Genomic DNA, 14,861 nt, shown 5'->3' on the forward strand with positions numbered 1-14,861 from the left:
ATGGCCGCGCCGCCCAATGAGGAGGATGATCCATGTCTAACGCCCCCGGCCAGACGCTGACGTCCCTCGACGTCAACGGCAAGACCTTCCACTACTACAGTTTGCCCAAGGCGGCGGAGAGCCTCGGCAACATCGACAAGCTGCCGATGACGCTCAAGGTGCTGCTCGAGAACCAGCTGCGCTATGCCGACGACGAGAGCGTCGCCGCGGAGGATATCGTCGCCCTCGCCGAGTGGCTGAAAGCGGGCAAGTCGACCCGCGAGATCGGCTATCGCCCCGCCCGCGTGCTGATGCAGGACTTCACCGGTGTGCCCGGCGTTGTCGATCTCGCCGCCATGCGCGACGCGGTGAAGAAGCTCGGCGCCAAGGCCGAACGCATCAATCCGCTGTCGCCGGTGGATCTGGTCATCGACCACTCGGTGATGGTCGACCACTTCGGCGACAAGTCCGCGTTCAAGGACAACGTCGCCATCGAGATGGAGCGTAACCAGGAGCGCTACGAGTTCCTGCGCTGGGGCCAGAACGCCTTCGACAACTTCCGCGTGGTGCCGCCGGGCACGGGTATCTGTCACCAGGTCAACCTGGAGTACCTGGGCAAGACGGTGTGGACCAAGGAGGTCGACGGCAAGACCTACGCCTTCCCCGACACCCTGGTGGGCACCGACTCCCACACCACCATGATCAACGGTCTCGGCGTGCTCGGCTGGGGCGTCGGCGGCATCGAAGCCGAGGCGGCGATGCTCGGCCAGCCGGTATCGATGCTGATCCCCGAGGTGGTCGGCTTCAAGCTGACCGGCAAGCTCAATGAGGGCATCACCGCCACCGACCTGGTGCTGACGGTAACCCAGATGCTGCGCAAGAAGGGTGTGGTGGGCAAGTTCGTCGAGTTCTACGGCGACGGCCTCAAGGATCTGCCGCTGGCCGACCGCGCCACCATCGCCAACATGGCCCCCGAGTACGGCGCCACCTGTGGCTTCTTCCCGGTCGACGAGGAGACCCTCAACTACCTGCGCCTGACCGGCCGTGACGAAGATCAGATCGAACTGGTGAAGGCCTATACCCAGGCTCAGGGGCTGTGGCGTGAAGCCGGCGCCGAGCCCACCTTCACCGACACCCTGCACCTGGACATGGGCGAGGTCGAAGCCTCGCTGGCCGGACCCAAGCGCCCGCAGGACCGGGTCGCGCTCTCCGACATGAAGGCGACCTTCGAATCCCTGATGGCCGGCGAGCAGCCGGATGCCTCCCACGAAGAGAAAGCCAAGTGGACCGGCGAAGGCGGCGATACCGCCATCGGCGCGCCGCCCGCCGACGGCGAGGCCTACAACAGCGGTGCCGATTACCGTACCGGTGACAGCCAGGAGGTGACCTACGACGACGAAACCTTCTCGCTCAATCACGGCGCCGTGGTGATCGCCGCGATCACCTCCTGCACCAACACGTCCAACCCCAGCGTGATGATGGCCGCCGGCCTGCTGGCGCGGAAGGCCAAGGAGAAGGGGCTGACCACCAAGCCATGGGTCAAGACCTCGCTCGCCCCCGGCTCCAAGGTGGTCACCGACTACCTGGCCGCAGGCGGCGTGCAGGACGATCTCAATGCGCTCGGCTTCAACCTGGTGGGCTACGGCTGCACCACCTGTATCGGCAACTCCGGGCCGCTGCCCGAGCCGATCGAGAAAGCGGTCAACGAGGGCGATCTCACCGTGGCCTCGGTGCTGTCGGGCAACCGCAACTTCGAGGGCCGCGTGCATCCGCTGGTCAAGACCAACTGGCTCGCCTCGCCGCCCCTGGTCGTTGCCTACGCCCTGGCCGGCAACGTGCGCAAGGATCTGTCGAAGGAGCCGCTGGGCAAGGATCAGGACGGCAATGACGTCTACCTCAAGGATATCTGGCCCTCCCAGGCCGAGATCGCCGAGGCGGTAGAGAAGGTCAAGACCGAGATGTACCGCAAGGAGTACGCCGAGGTCTTCGACGGCGACGAGATCTGGCAGTCGATCGAGGTACCGGAGAGCGAGGTCTACGCCTGGTCGAAGGACTCCACCTACATCCAGCATCCGCCGTTCTTCGAGGACATGGGCAAGGAGCCCAAGCCGGTCGAGGACATCCAGGGTGCGCGCGTTCTGGCCAAGCTGGGTGACTCGGTGACCACCGACCACATCTCGCCGGCCGGTTCGATCAAGCCCGACAGCCCCGCCGGCAAGTACCTGCAGGAGCACGGGGTGGCGGTGAAGGACTTCAACTCCTACGGTTCGCGCCGGGGCAATCACGAAGTCATGATGCGCGGCACCTTCGCCAACGTGCGTATCCGCAACGAGATGCTCGACGACGTCGAGGGCGGCTATACCCGCCACGTGCCCAGCGGCGAACAGATGTCGATCTACGACGCGGCGATGAAGTATGCCGAGGACGACACCCCGCTGGTGGTGATCGCCGGCAAGGAGTACGGCACCGGCTCCTCCCGCGACTGGGCCGCCAAGGGCACCCGCCTGCTCGGCGTGCGTGCGGTCATCACCGAGTCCTACGAGCGCATCCACCGCTCCAACCTGATCGGCATGGGCGTGCTGCCGCTGCAGTTCCCCGAGGGCGAAAGCCGCGAATCCCTGGGCATGACCGGTGACGAGATCGTCTCCGTCGAGGGCCTGGCGGATCTGAGCCCGGGTGGCAGCGTCAAGGTGACCATCGAAAGCGACAAGGGCACCAAGAAGATCGACGCCCTGTGCCGTATCGATACCGCCAACGAGCTGGAGTACTACCGCCACGGCGGCATCCTCCACTACGTGCTGCGCAGCATGCTGTGAGGCGTTGACGCCTCGCTGCTACAGAGCCCCGTCGGCCCCCTGGGTCGGCGGGGCTTTTTCATCGGCAGGCCGTGCGGCCAGCCAGCACTCGAGATCGTGCTGCGCGGTCTCCAGCCTCTCCAGGTTGAGCGTACGCGTGGAGATCGCCCGCGACAGCGCGCGCACGCGCTTGTTGAGCCCCGGCAGCGCCTGCTCCTCGCCGTTGACCCCGAGCTTGTCGTAGAGCGTCAGCAGTCGATTCTGCACCGTGCGCAGCGACAACCCCTGACGCTCGGCGATCAGCCGGTCCTGCAGCCCCAGGGCGAGATCCAGCAGGACCGCATACTCGCTCTGGCTGAGCGAGTGTCGCGGCGAGGCGCTGCGCCGGCGCAGGCGCTGGATCTCGCGATCCATCATCACCTGCCCTTCCAGCAGCACTGCCCGCAGCACCAGCTTGAGACGCTCGCGGCTGGCGGTCTTGAGCACGTAGCCATAGGCGCTGTGGGCCGGCACGATGTCGGCGACCCCGCGCAGATAGGCCTCGTCGGAGTAGTTGGACCAGAACAGGATGCGGGTGCGCGGGCGTTCGTGCCAGATGGTGCGTGCGGCCTCGATGCCGTTGCGCCGCGCCATCTGCAGGTCCATCACCACCGCCTCGAAGCGCCCGGCGCGCGCCGCCGCTTCGCCCTGCAACCCGTCCTGGACGTGCAGCGTCTCGGTCACCTCCGGCAGCGCCTCGGCGATCACCCCCTGCAGGAAGGAGGCGTGGAACTGATCATCCTCCACCACCAGGATCTTCATGCGGCGATCTCCCTCGGCGGCAGCGCCAGACGCACCGCGACCCGGGTGCCGACGTGCTCGAAGATATCCAGGGTGGCACCGATCAGCCGCGCCCGGGTGCGCATGTGGACCAGCCCGGACTGACGCGTGCCGGCATTGGCGAGCCCCTGGCCATCGTCATCCACGCTGACGCACAGGGTGTTCTCGGCCGCCAGCGTCACATGCACCTCGATGCGCTCGGCGCGGGCATGTCTCGCGGCATTGTTGATCGCCTCCTGGACGATGCGATAGAGCGCGGTGCGGGTCTCCCCGGGCAACCGGTCAGGGGCGCCCGCGGTGAGATCCTCGACCAGGATCTGGATGCGCTCGCCCTCGGTGGCTCGCTCCAGATGATCGCGTACCGCATGGTGGAAGCCGAACAGATCGAGCAGCTTGGGCGCGGTGCGATCGATGATGCAGCGCAGGTCGTCGATGCTCTGGGCCAGCGCCTGCGCCAGTGCCTCGCGGCTGGGCGGTGGCCCCGCGCCCTCGAGCTCGCGCAGCAGGCGGGTCAGATCGGCCAGGGTCTGGTCGTGCAGGTCCATGCCGATGCGCTGCCGCGCCTGCTCCAGCGCCTGGGTCAACTGCAGCGACCCCTGGCGCAGCCACTCCTCGCTGGCCTGGGTCTGACTGCGACCGTGGGCCTGCTGGCGCAGCTCGGCGGCGCCGTGCAGGGCGTGGAACACCGGCGCCAGCGGTGCCGCCAGACGCTGGATCAGGGCCACGTCGGCGGCCTCGAAGTGGTCGGCCTCGCGATGCGAGACGCTCAACGCACCGATCACCTGGCCACCGCTGCGCAGCGCCACGTGCACCCGGCTGCGTAGTTGATGAGCGAAGATCGGCTCGCAGCAGGCGCCGGCGAAGATCTGTCGCGGATCGAGCAGCGCGTTGGCGCTGACCATCAGCGGCACAGAGCCGTCGAGCACCGAGCGGATCGGCGAGCAGTCGAGCCGCGTACGTCGCGCCGACCAGTGGGTGCTGATGCCCACTTCATAGCTCACCGACCACTCGGGCCCGTCGTGGAGGCAGACATCGGCATGGGTGAATGGCAGCAGCGGCGTCAGCGCCTCGGCGACCCGATCGAGCGCGCCCTGGATATCGCTCGCCGCACCCAGCAGTGCGGGAAGCCGCAGCAGCAGCGCGGTGACCGCGGCCTCACGCGCCGCCGAGGTCTCGCCGGGCGGCGTCGCTGCCAGGGGCTGGGGGGTGGTCGTCTCGCTCACGCCGAACTCCTCTCTCTCATGTCCTGCTTGGCCCGAACGGCCTGTAGGGCCCAGGAGACCTGCAGGGCCATGGGACGTGCACGCACCCGGACGCGTGAATCTCGGGCACGAACCGGACGCCGGGGCGACCAGCATAGCGGTATCGCCGGCGCCTTCCCCTCATCCTTAAGTTGAGGACCAAACTGCGGGAACCCGCAGCATTTGTGCGGGGGGCCGCCTTTACACCTCAGGCCGCCACGCCCAACCATGGATCCACCTGGACACGCGTCCAATACCACGCCCCGCCCGGGGCGATTTCCGCACCGCCAGCGCGACCCGATCGCGACGGCGGGCGGCAGGAGAGATGGGAGCCGAGCATGACCCCGGATAACGACAAACGGCGCTGGCGGGCCGGCCTGCTGGGGCTGGCCCTGAGTGCCGCGGCGCTGAGCGCGCACGCCGACACCCGTGGTGAGACAGCAGCCTCGCCGCAGAGCCCAGCCCGGACTCAGGTCGAAGGCCAAACCCAGGCCCCACCTCAGGAGAGTGCGACCGCGGACAAGCGCATCGCACTGTCCAACAACTACGCCGGCAACGCCTGGCGCCAGCAGATGCTCGCCGCCTGGCAGGCGCAGACCGCGCCGGCGGTCAAGACGGGTGTGGTCGCCGCAGCCGATGCCTTCACCATCGCCGAGAACCAGCCCACCGATCAGGCCGCCCAGATCCAGAATCTGATCCTGCAGGGCTACGACGCCATCGTGATCGACGCCGCCTCGACCACCGCCCTCAATGGCGCGGTGCAGGAGGCCTGCGACGCCGGCGTGGTAGTGGTCTCGTTCGACGGCATCGTCACCGCCCCCTGCGCCTGGAAGATCGTCAACGACTTCCACGCCTGGGGCCGAGAGCAGGTCGACTACATGGCCAAGCGCTTCCCCGACGGCGCCAACCTGCTCGAGGTGCGCGGGCTGCCGGGCACCTTCGTCGACGACGATCTGCATCAGGGCATCGTCGACGAGCTCAAGCACTATCCCAAGCTGCATATCGTCTCCTCGGTGGAGGGTGACTGGGCCCAGGACGTGACCCAGCAGGCAGTGGCCGGTGTACTCCCCTCCCTGCCGCACATCGACGGCGTGCTCAACCAGGGCGGCGAGGCCTACGGCGTGGCCCAGGCATTCCGCGCCTCGCAGCGCGAGATGCCGGTGATCATCTTCTCCAACGCCCAGGACGAGCTGGCGTGGTGGGCCGAGCAGCACCGCAAAAACGGCTACCAGAGCATCGCCATCTCCAATGCCCCCGGCATCGCCGTGGTCGCCTTCTGGGTGGCACAACGTATTCTCGCCGGCGAAGACGTACCCAAACAGCTGACGGTGCCGCTCTATCACATCCGCCAGGACCAGCTCTCCGAGGTGCTGGCGCATACGCCCAAGGGATCGGTCGCCGACCAGATCTTCACCCGTGCCGACGTCGAAAAGCTGATCCAGCAAACCCGAAAGGCGGCGGCACCGGGTACCGAAGCGGCCACCGCACCCGCGCAGACCAGCGCCGCGACCCCGGCCCCCGCTCAGGAGCCCAAACCATGAATACCCCCCAGCCAGTGGAAGCGGTGGTGGCCCTGCGCGGCGTGCACAAGCAGTTCGGCGCGGTCAGGGCAATCGATGGCATCGACCTCGCCCTGGCCCCCGGCGAGTGCGTGGGCCTGGTGGGCCACAACGGCGCCGGCAAGTCGACCCTGGTCAATCTGATCAACGGCACGCTCAAGCCGAGCCAGGGCGAGATCGACAGCCACGTGACCCGCGGCGGCCGCGGCAGCGCCATCCGCTCGGTGTTCCAGGAGCTCTCGCTGTGCCCCAACCTGAGCGCGGCCGAGAACCTGCGTATCGCTCACCCCACGCTCAAGGGGCTCGGCTGGCGCCGCCGCGCCGGGGCAGAGATCCGTACCAGCCTGGACCAGGTGTTTCCCGGCCACGGTATCGATACCGACGCCCGGGTCGACACCCTCTCCATCGCCCAGCGCCAGATGATCGAGATCGCCATCGGCTTCGCCCCGCGCGGCGGCCAGGCGCGATTGGTGATCCTCGACGAGCCCACCTCGTCACTCGATGCGGGTATCGCCGAGCAGCTGCTGGCCCACGTCGAGCGCTTCTGCGCCGAGGGCGGCACGGTGGTGTTCATCTCGCACATGCTGGGAGAGATCTTCCGCGTTGCCAGCCGCATCGTGGTGATGCAGGACGGCCGCGTGGTGGCCGAGCGTGAAAGTGCCGGGTTCGACCGCGACTCGCTGGTCGACGCCATGGGCCACGTGGCGCAGCACGCGCCGAGCGGTGAACAGCGCCGGCATGCCGAGGGCAGCGCGCCGGCCGGGGCGGCGAGCGAGACAGTGATCGAGGATGCCGCCGGGCTGAGCGCGCGGCGTGGCGAGATCGTCGGCCTCGCCGGGCTCGCCGGCCACGGCCAGGCCGAGGCCCTGGCGAAGCTCTACTTCGCCGGCACTTCCGGCTGGCGCGCACCGCGAAAGCCCCGGATGGCCTTCGTCGCCGGCGACCGCGGTCGCGACGGGGTGCTGCCGCTGTGGTCGATCCTGCGCAACCTGAGCCTCTCGGTGCTGCCGGCCGGGGCCCGTCGTGGCGCGGTGGATCGCCGCGCCGAGGCGACGCTGGGCCGCGAGTGGCAGCAGCGCATCGGCATCCGCAGCGACGACCTGGGCAACCCCATTACCTCACTCTCCGGCGGCAACCAGCAGAAGGTGCTGTTCGCCCGGGCGCTGGCGTCGAGCGCCCCCATCGTGGTGATGGACGACCCCATGCGCGGGGTCGATGTCGGCACCAAGCAGGAGGTCTACGCACTGATCCGCGCCGAGGCCGACGCCGGCCGGACTTTCCTGTGGTACTCCACCGAAACCGAGGAGGTGTGTCAGTGCGATCGTGTCTTTGTCTTCCGCGACGGCAAGATCTCGGCCGAACTGAGCGGCGCCGAGATCAGCGAAGAGCGCATCCTGGCCGCCTCGTTCGAGATGCAGGAGAACTGAGATGACCCGTCACTCGATCTCACCGCGCAAGCTGCTGCCGCTCATCTCGTTCAGCGTCCTGCTGATCGCGACCTTCGCCCTGCAGGAGCGGGCGATGAGCTATCTGGGCCTGAACCTGCTGTTCAATCTGACCATCCCCATCGCCCTGGCGACCATCGGCCAGCTGCTGATCATCATGGTCAACGACATCGACCTCTCGGTGGGTGCATTCGTCAGCCTGGTGGCGTGCATCGTCTCCACCCTGCTGGTGCAGCACCCCTGGCTCGGCTGGCTGGCGCTGGCCGGCCTGGTGCTCGCCTACGCCGCCCTGGGGGCGCTGATCCACCGCTTCGACCTGCCGGCGATCGTGGTCACCCTGGGCATGTCGTTCATCTGGGGTGGGCTGGCGCTGGTGATCATGCCCGCCCCCGGCGGCACCTCGCCGGAGTGGCTGCGCGCACTGATGACGGTCAAGCCGCCGCTGGCGCCCATGGCGGTGGTGGCGGCGCTGTTGATCGCCGCCGCGGCGCATCTGCTGATCATGCGCTCGGGGATCGGCACGGTACTGCGTGGTCTGGGCGGCAACTCACGCTCGGTGGCCCGCGCCGGCTGGCGCCTGAGCGGGCTCTATGCCCTGACCTACGGCCTCGCCGGGGTCTTCGGGGTGCTTGCCGGCCTCACCCTGGTGGGGCTCTACACCTCGTCCGGGGCCAGCGTGGCCTCCAGCTATACCCTGCTCAGCATCGCCGGGGTGATCCTCGGCGGCGGCGAGTTCATCGGCGGCCGGGTATCGCCGATCGGTGCGGTACTAGGGGCATTGACGCTGTCGCTGGCGGGGTCGCTGCTGGCCTTCATGCACATCTCGCCGGACTGGCAGATCGGCGCCCAGGGTGCGGTGCTGATCCTGGTACTCGCCGCGCGCCTGCTGTTCACACGCCGCGAAGCGCTGCTCTGAGGCTCATCTCCACGCGACTCCTCTACTAACTGCAAGGATCGACGCCATGCAAAGCCTGATCTCGCGGCCCTGGCTCTGGGCCTGGCTTGCCGCCATCGCGGTCTTCGCCCTCTCCATCGCCCTCTCCGGTGCGGCCCAGGCGGGCGGGCTACTCTACGCCGCACTCTCTTTCGGCGCCTTCGCCGCCATCGTCGGCATCGGCCAGATGCTGGTGATCACCCTGGGGCCGGGCAATATCGATCTCTCGATCCCCGCGGTCATGACCCTGGCCGGCACTCTCGCCCTCAAGGCGATGGACGGCGCTCCCGGCACCGCGCTGCTGGGGCTGGGCGTCGCCCTGCTGGTGGGCCTGGGCGCCGGCGCGGCCAACTTCGCGCTGATCCGGCTGCTGCGCCTGCCGCCGATCATCGCTACCCTCGCCGCCTCGCTGCTCTATCAGTCGCTGGCGATCTGGTCCAACCGCGGCCTGCGCATCAAGCCACCGGCGGCGCTGGCCGACTTCGCCACCGGGCGAACCCTGGGGGTGCCCAACGTGGCGCTGATCGGCGTGCTGCTGGCGCTGGTCGTATGGTGGCTGCTGGAGCGCGGGCTGTGGGGGCGCTGGCTGCTCGCCACCGGCCAGAATCCTCGCGCAGCGAGGCTCGCCGGGGTCCCGGTGGAGCGCGTGCGCGCCAGCGCCTACCTCAGCGTGGCACTGCTGGCAGGACTTGCCGGCTATCTGCTGGCAAGCTTCTCCGGCGGCGCCGCACTCAACATGGGACAGCAGTATCTGCTGCTGTCGATCGCCGTGGTGGTGATCGGCGGCACCTCGATCGCCGGCGGCTTCTCCAATGTGCCCGGGGTATGGGGTGCGGCCCTGTTCATGTTCCTGGTGGTGTCGATGCTCAATGCCTATGGCTTCGATGCCGGCGCACGCATGATGCTGACCGGGGTGATCATCATCGCGATCGTGGTCGCCGCCAACGCCCGGAGACGCCGCACATGATTCCCACCCCGGACCATCTCGACACTCGCGATCCGCGCTTCGCGCGGCTGGTTCACCCCATGGCGCCGCTGACCCGGCTGGCCACCGGCTTCACCTGGACCGAGGGGCCGGTGTGGTTCGGCGATCACCAGTGTCTGCTGTTCTCCGATATCCCGACCCAGCGCCTGCTGCGCTGGTCGGCGCGCGACGGCGTCACCACTTTCCGCGAGCACACCGAATTCAACAACGGCAATACCCGTGACAACCAGGGCCGCCTGGTGAGCTGCCGCCACGGCCGTCGCGACGTTATTCGCACCGAGCCCGATGGACGTCTCAGCGTGCTCGCCTCGCACTATGCCGGCGGGCGGCTCAACTCGCCCAATGACGTGGTGGTGAGCCGTGACGGCGCGATCTGGTTCACCGACCCCACCTATGGGCTGATCTCCAATTTCGAGGGTTACCGCACCGATCCCGAGCAGCCCGCCCGCCACGTCTTCCGTCTCGACCCCGAGACGGGTGCTCTGGCCGCGGTGGCGAGCGACTTCGTCCAGCCCAACGGGCTCTGTTTCTCTCCCGACGAGCGCCTGCTCTACGTGGCCGAGAGCGGTGCCACCCACGACCCCACGGTGGCACCGGTGATCCGCCGCTTCCGGGTCAGCGGCGAGACGCTCAAGGACGACGGCATCTTCGCCGAGATCGGCGCCGGCGTGCCCGACGGCATGCGCGTGGACCGCGAGGGCAACCTGTGGTCGTCGGCGGCCGACGGGGTGCACTGCTTCGCCCCCGACGGCACCCTGCTGGGGCGCATCCTGATCCCCGAGACGGTCTCCAACCTGTGCTTCGGCGGCAGCGACGGGCAGCGCCTCTACATCACCGCCACCACCTCGATCTACAGCCTGTTCGTCGATGTCCAGGGCGCCGAGTGGTGGACCCAGTGCCAACGCGAGGCGTGACCCGCGAGCCGCGACGCACCCGCGGCGGCGAGGCGCTGTCGGGCCCGCCGCCGATCCCTTAGACTTGGCGGCTTGGCGACCGGACATCGCGGCAAAGACCGCGCCGGCTCAGGAAACGCTGAATAAATCGACGAGCGAGATGAAGCGCAAGGCGCATGGAACACAGAACACGAGACATAACATGGGGTTAGGCGAGTGTTCGACCGGGCTGGCGCACCAGTACCACGCAACGCAGCGATTCGCTCGCGCAGGTATTTATGCAGCGTTTCCCTCAAGTTCACCCATAGGGAACCCCGCATGACCCAAAACGTCGATACCCGGCCGCAGCCGCTCTCCGCCGGCATGATCTACTGCCACGGCTGTGGCAAGCCGATCCACGAGAGCGCCAGGAGCTGCCCGCACTGCGGCGCCGTCGCGCGCAGCGCCAGGAGTGGCCGCAGCAAGTGGAGTGCAGCGATCCTCGCCTTTTTCCTGGGCGGTTTCGGCGTGCACCGTTTCTACCTGGGCCAGCCGATCGTCGGCCTGATCTATCTGCTGTTCTGCTGGACCCTGGTGCCGGCGCTGATCGCCTTCTTCGAGTTCATCTACTTCCTGGTGATCAGCGAAGAGAAGTTCGACCAACAGTACAACCGCTGACGGCAGCAACAGACCGGCAAGAAGCCGCGGGGACGGGACTTGGAAGCCTTTCAGTAGATAACCATTAGATGAAGAGGGCTTCTCCGGCGACAGGGCGTCGCAAGGGCGCTGTGAACCCTTGCCTGGGCGCTACCTTTGCCATCCGTGGCAAAGGACCCTCGCTTTGCCCTGCCTCCGGCGCCCATCGTCAGAAGGTTTGGCAATGAGCGCTTAGCAGGTGATGCAAAACGAACGGCGCGCCCCCGAGGGGACGCGCCGAATATCGCTTTGAGGGACGTGCCAAAGACCGCTTCGACGGACACCCCGTATTGCCGGGCTCAGATCGAGCGGCGACGGTACTGACGGTAGCGCGGATACCAGAAGTGGCCGTGGATCGCATCCCACAGCACGTCGTCACTGGAGGTCAGCGCGACGCCATCCTGCTGCGCCTGCTTGCCCACGGCGAAAGCGATCTCCTGGCTGATCTCGCGGATATCGCCGAGCGACGGCAGCAGCGCCCCTTCGCCGGTCTTGACGATCGGCGCGCTCTCGGCCAGCGCATTGGAGGCGGCCATCAGCATGTTGTCGGTGACGCGATTGGCGTTGGCCGCAATCACACCGAGCCCGATGCCCGGGAAGATGTAGGAGTTGTTGCACTGGGCAATGGGGATCTGGCGCCCATCGATCTCCACCGGCGCGAACGGGCTGCCGGTGGCGACCATGGCCTGACCGTGGGTCCAGTCGAGCACGTCCTGCGGCGTTGCCTCGACCTTGGAGGTCGGGTTGGAGAGCGGCATCACCAGCGGATTCTCGCAGTGACTGTTGAGCGTGGTGATCACCTCTTCGGTGAACAGCCCGCGCTGCCCCGAGACGCCGATCAGAATGGTCGGCTTGGCATTGCGCACCACGTCGATCAGCCCACGGGCATCACCATCGAAGTCGAGCGCGTCGGGGTCGTGGGCCAGACGCCGCTGGAAGTCGTGCAGGCCATCCATGTCGGTGGTCAACAGACCGTTCTTGTCGACCATGAAGACGCGCTTGCGCGCCTCGGCGTCGGAGAGACCCTCGCGGGTCATCGCCACCACGATCTGCTCGGCGATACCGCAGCCGGCGGAACCGGCGCCGGCGAAGGTGATCACCTGATCGCTGAGCTTGGCGTTCTTGGCCTTGCACGAGGCCAGCAGGGTCGCCACGCACACCGAGGCGGTGCCCTGGATGTCATCGTTGAAGCAGCACAGCTCGTCGCGGTAACGCGCCAGCAGCGGCATGGCGTTAGTCAGCGCGAAGTCTTCGAACTGCAGCAGCACGTTGGGCCAGCGGCGCTTGAGCGCTTCCATGAACAGGGTGATGAACTCGGCGTACTCCTCCGCCGAGACGCGCTCGTGGCGCCAGCCCATGTACATCGGATCGTCGAGCAGCTTCTGGTTGTTGGTGCCCACGTCGAGGGTGATCGGCAGGGTGTAAGCCGGGCTGATACCGCCGCAGGCGGTGTAGAGCGAAAGCTTGCCGATGGGGATGCCCATGCCGCCGATGCCCTGGTCGCCGAGACCGAGAATACGTTCACCATCGGTGACCACGATCACCCGCACCTTGTCCTTGGTCGCACTGCGCAGGATGTCGTCCATGCGATGGCGGTCGGGATAGGAGATGAACAGCCCGCGGTGGTTGCGATAGATCTTGGAGAACTCCTCGCACGCCTCGCCCACCGTCGGGGTGTAGATGATCGGCATCATCTCCTCGAGGTGCTCCTCGAGCAGGCGGAAGAACAGCGTCTCGTTGTCGTCCTGGATACCGCGCAGATAGATGTGCTTGTCGAGGTTGTTCTGGCACATCGTGTACTGGCGATAGGCGCGCTCGACCTGCTCCTCGATGCTTTCGACGTTCTGCGGCAAGAGCCCCAGCAGATTGAACTCGACCCGCTCTTCGCTGGTGAAGGCACTGCCCTTGTTGAGCAGCGGCATCTCCAGCAGCGTCGGGCCGGCGTAGGGAATATAGAGGGGGCGCTTGGCGTGATCGGACATGAATCGGCTCTCGCGATGACCTACGGATGAAAAGCGCCAGCCGGACCGAGCATGACGCCCCGCAACGGGGCCAGACCGGGAAGTGGCGCGCTATCGTTATCGCCCCACCGGCGGCGCCTGGCGGGCGGGCGACCGGCTACCGCCGGTCGAGGGTCGCCCAGTATGCCACTTGGCGGCGCCAAAGACATGTACCGGCGCGGTCACGGAACCGGGCGCGCGCCGTACGGGCACGAAAAAGCCCCGCCGTGGCGGGGCTTGGCACGCCGTGGCTCGCCGCTTCAGCAGCTGGCAGCGACCGGCCTGGCCGGACCGGAGAAGAACAGCGGACGCAGCCGTACACCCAGCATGTTGCCGGCGAAGGCGGCCACCAGCCACAGCCAGCCGTGCAGACTGCCCGAGGCGATACCGCTGAAGTAGGCGCCGATGTTGCAGCCGAAGGCGAGCCGCGCGCCGTAGCCCAGCAGCAGCCCGCCGATGACCGCGGCGGCGACCGAACGCAGCGGAATGCGCAGGCTCGGTGCGAAACGACCAGCCAGCGATGCCGCCAGTCCCGCCCCCAGGATGATGCCGAGATTCATCACCGTGGTGATGTCGCTGAAGATGCTGCTGTCGAGCGAGGCGGCACGTCCGGGGTTCTGCCAGTAGCCCCAGGCGGTGACATCGCCGCCCACCGCCTGGAACGCCTTGGCGCCCCACAACGCGAACGCCGAGGTGATCCCCCAGGGGCGCCCGGCCAGCGCCAGGATCAGGTAGTTGAGCAGCGCCAGACCGATGGCCCCGGCCAGGATCGGCCACGGACCGGTAAGCCAGCGCGCACCACCATGGGGCACCCGTGGCGCCTGCTCCAATTGCCCGTGGCGGCGTTTCTCCATCACCACCGTGAAGGCGGCAATACCCGCAAACAGCACCAGACTGGCGGCGATACCGCCCCCGGTGCCGAACAGATCGATCATCGAGGTGGGCTGGAACGCCGGCAGGCTCTGCCACCAGGCGAAGTGCGCCGTGCCGATCACCGAGCCGACGATGAAGAAGGCGAGCGTGATCAGCATGCGCGCATTACCGCCGCCGACGGTGAACAGCGTGCCCGAGGCGCAGCCGCCACCGAGCTGCATGCCGACGCCGAAGAGGAAAGCGCCGACGATCACCGAGACGCCGATCGGCGAGACGAATCCCCGCACCGGCTCCCCGAATAGCGAGCCCGCGCCCAGCGCGGGGAGAAACAGCACCACCGCCAGCGCCAGCATCACCATCTGCGCGCGCAGACCGCGACCGCGGCGCTCGGTGATGAATACCCGCCATGCCGAGGTGAAGCCGAAGGAGGCGTGGTAGAGCACCATGCCCAGGGCACCGCCGATCAGCATCAGCCAGCCCTGACGGCCGCCGACGAAGAGCCCCACGGCGAGCGCACCGAGTACCAGAAGCAGCGCGGCGAACCACGCCTTAGGCGAGAGCCGCCCCAGCCCGGGCGGCGCGGTTTGTGTCAATGTCGTCATAAGCGATATCCCTTTTTAGACCGGAATCGAATGGGCGATACCTTAGTCTTTTGGTCAGGAA

The 14,861-nt window shown here is 67.6% G+C and carries 11 protein-coding genes; 7 read left to right on the forward strand and 4 right to left on the reverse strand.

Features of this window, described 5'->3' with window-relative positions; all coding sequences use genetic code 11:
* Positions 1 to 32: 32 nt before the first annotated feature.
* Positions 33 to 2,795 carry an aconitate hydratase AcnA gene (gene acnA / locus DOM66_RS01240; protein WP_110689018.1) on the forward strand — a complete coding sequence of 921 codons (2,763 nt, stop codon included), beginning with the start codon at positions 33 to 35 and terminating at the stop codon, positions 2,793 to 2,795.
* Positions 2,796 to 2,813: 18 nt separating this feature from the next.
* Here acnA and DOM66_RS01245 read toward each other — a convergent pair whose 3' ends face one another.
* Both DOM66_RS01245 and DOM66_RS01250 read right to left on the reverse strand, forming a co-directional pair.
* Positions 2,814 to 3,575 (reverse strand): response regulator transcription factor, encoded by a 762-nt coding sequence (locus tag DOM66_RS01245; protein ID WP_110675183.1) that lies wholly within the window; start codon positions 3,573 to 3,575, stop codon positions 2,814 to 2,816.
* Positions 3,572 to 4,816: a GAF domain-containing sensor histidine kinase gene (locus DOM66_RS01250; RefSeq protein ID WP_223161864.1), complete on the reverse strand. Its 1,245-nt coding sequence runs from the start codon at positions 4,814 to 4,816 to the stop codon at positions 3,572 to 3,574. Before DOM66_RS01250 ends, DOM66_RS01245 begins: the two co-directional genes overlap by 4 nt.
* Before the next feature lie 356 nt (positions 4,817 to 5,172).
* Here DOM66_RS01250 and DOM66_RS01255 point away from each other — a divergent pair, with 356 nt between their 5' ends.
* The 6 genes from DOM66_RS01255 (at position 5,173) to DOM66_RS01285 (ending at position 11,307) form a co-directional block, all read left to right on the forward strand.
* Complete coding sequence (locus tag DOM66_RS01255; RefSeq protein ID WP_110689020.1) at positions 5,173 to 6,375, forward strand: ABC transporter substrate-binding protein; 1,203 nt, start codon at positions 5,173 to 5,175, stop codon at positions 6,373 to 6,375.
* Positions 6,372 to 7,820, forward strand: coding sequence for a sugar ABC transporter ATP-binding protein (locus tag DOM66_RS01260; RefSeq protein ID WP_110689021.1), 1,449 nt, complete (start codon positions 6,372 to 6,374; stop codon positions 7,818 to 7,820). Before DOM66_RS01255 ends, DOM66_RS01260 begins: the two co-directional genes overlap by 4 nt.
* A gap of 1 nt (position 7,821) precedes the next feature.
* Positions 7,822 to 8,754 carry an ABC transporter permease gene (locus DOM66_RS01265; protein ID WP_110689022.1) on the forward strand — a complete coding sequence of 311 codons (933 nt, stop codon included), beginning with the start codon at positions 7,822 to 7,824 and terminating at the stop codon, positions 8,752 to 8,754.
* A 46-nt stretch (positions 8,755 to 8,800) separates the two neighbouring features.
* Entirely contained in the window at positions 8,801 to 9,739 is a 939-nt protein-coding gene (locus tag DOM66_RS01270; RefSeq protein WP_110689023.1) for an ABC transporter permease, read from the forward strand.
* On the forward strand, positions 9,736 to 10,671 hold the full coding sequence (locus DOM66_RS01275) for an SMP-30/gluconolactonase/LRE family protein (RefSeq protein WP_110689024.1): 936 nt from the start codon (positions 9,736 to 9,738) through the stop codon (positions 10,669 to 10,671). Before DOM66_RS01270 ends, DOM66_RS01275 begins: the two co-directional genes overlap by 4 nt.
* 297 nt (positions 10,672 to 10,968) lie before the next feature.
* Positions 10,969 to 11,307, forward strand: coding sequence for an NINE protein (locus tag DOM66_RS01285; protein WP_110689025.1), 339 nt, complete (start codon positions 10,969 to 10,971; stop codon positions 11,305 to 11,307).
* Between the two features lie 317 nt (positions 11,308 to 11,624).
* On the opposite strand, the gene DOM66_RS01290 is transcribed toward DOM66_RS01285, so the two are convergent.
* Together DOM66_RS01290 and DOM66_RS01295 are read right to left on the reverse strand one after the other, a co-directional pair.
* Entirely contained in the window at positions 11,625 to 13,307 is a 1,683-nt protein-coding gene (locus DOM66_RS01290) for an NAD-dependent malic enzyme (RefSeq protein ID WP_110689026.1), read from the reverse strand.
* 278 nt (positions 13,308 to 13,585) lie between these two features.
* A complete protein-coding gene (locus tag DOM66_RS01295) occupies positions 13,586 to 14,800 on the reverse strand; it encodes a YeeE/YedE family protein (protein ID WP_110689027.1) in 1,215 nt (404 codons plus the stop codon).
* Positions 14,801 to 14,861 lie beyond the last annotated feature (61 nt).

Source organism: Salinicola endophyticus (assembly GCF_003206575.1).
GTDB classification, from domain to species: Bacteria; Pseudomonadota; Gammaproteobacteria; order Pseudomonadales; family Halomonadaceae; genus Salinicola; species Salinicola endophyticus.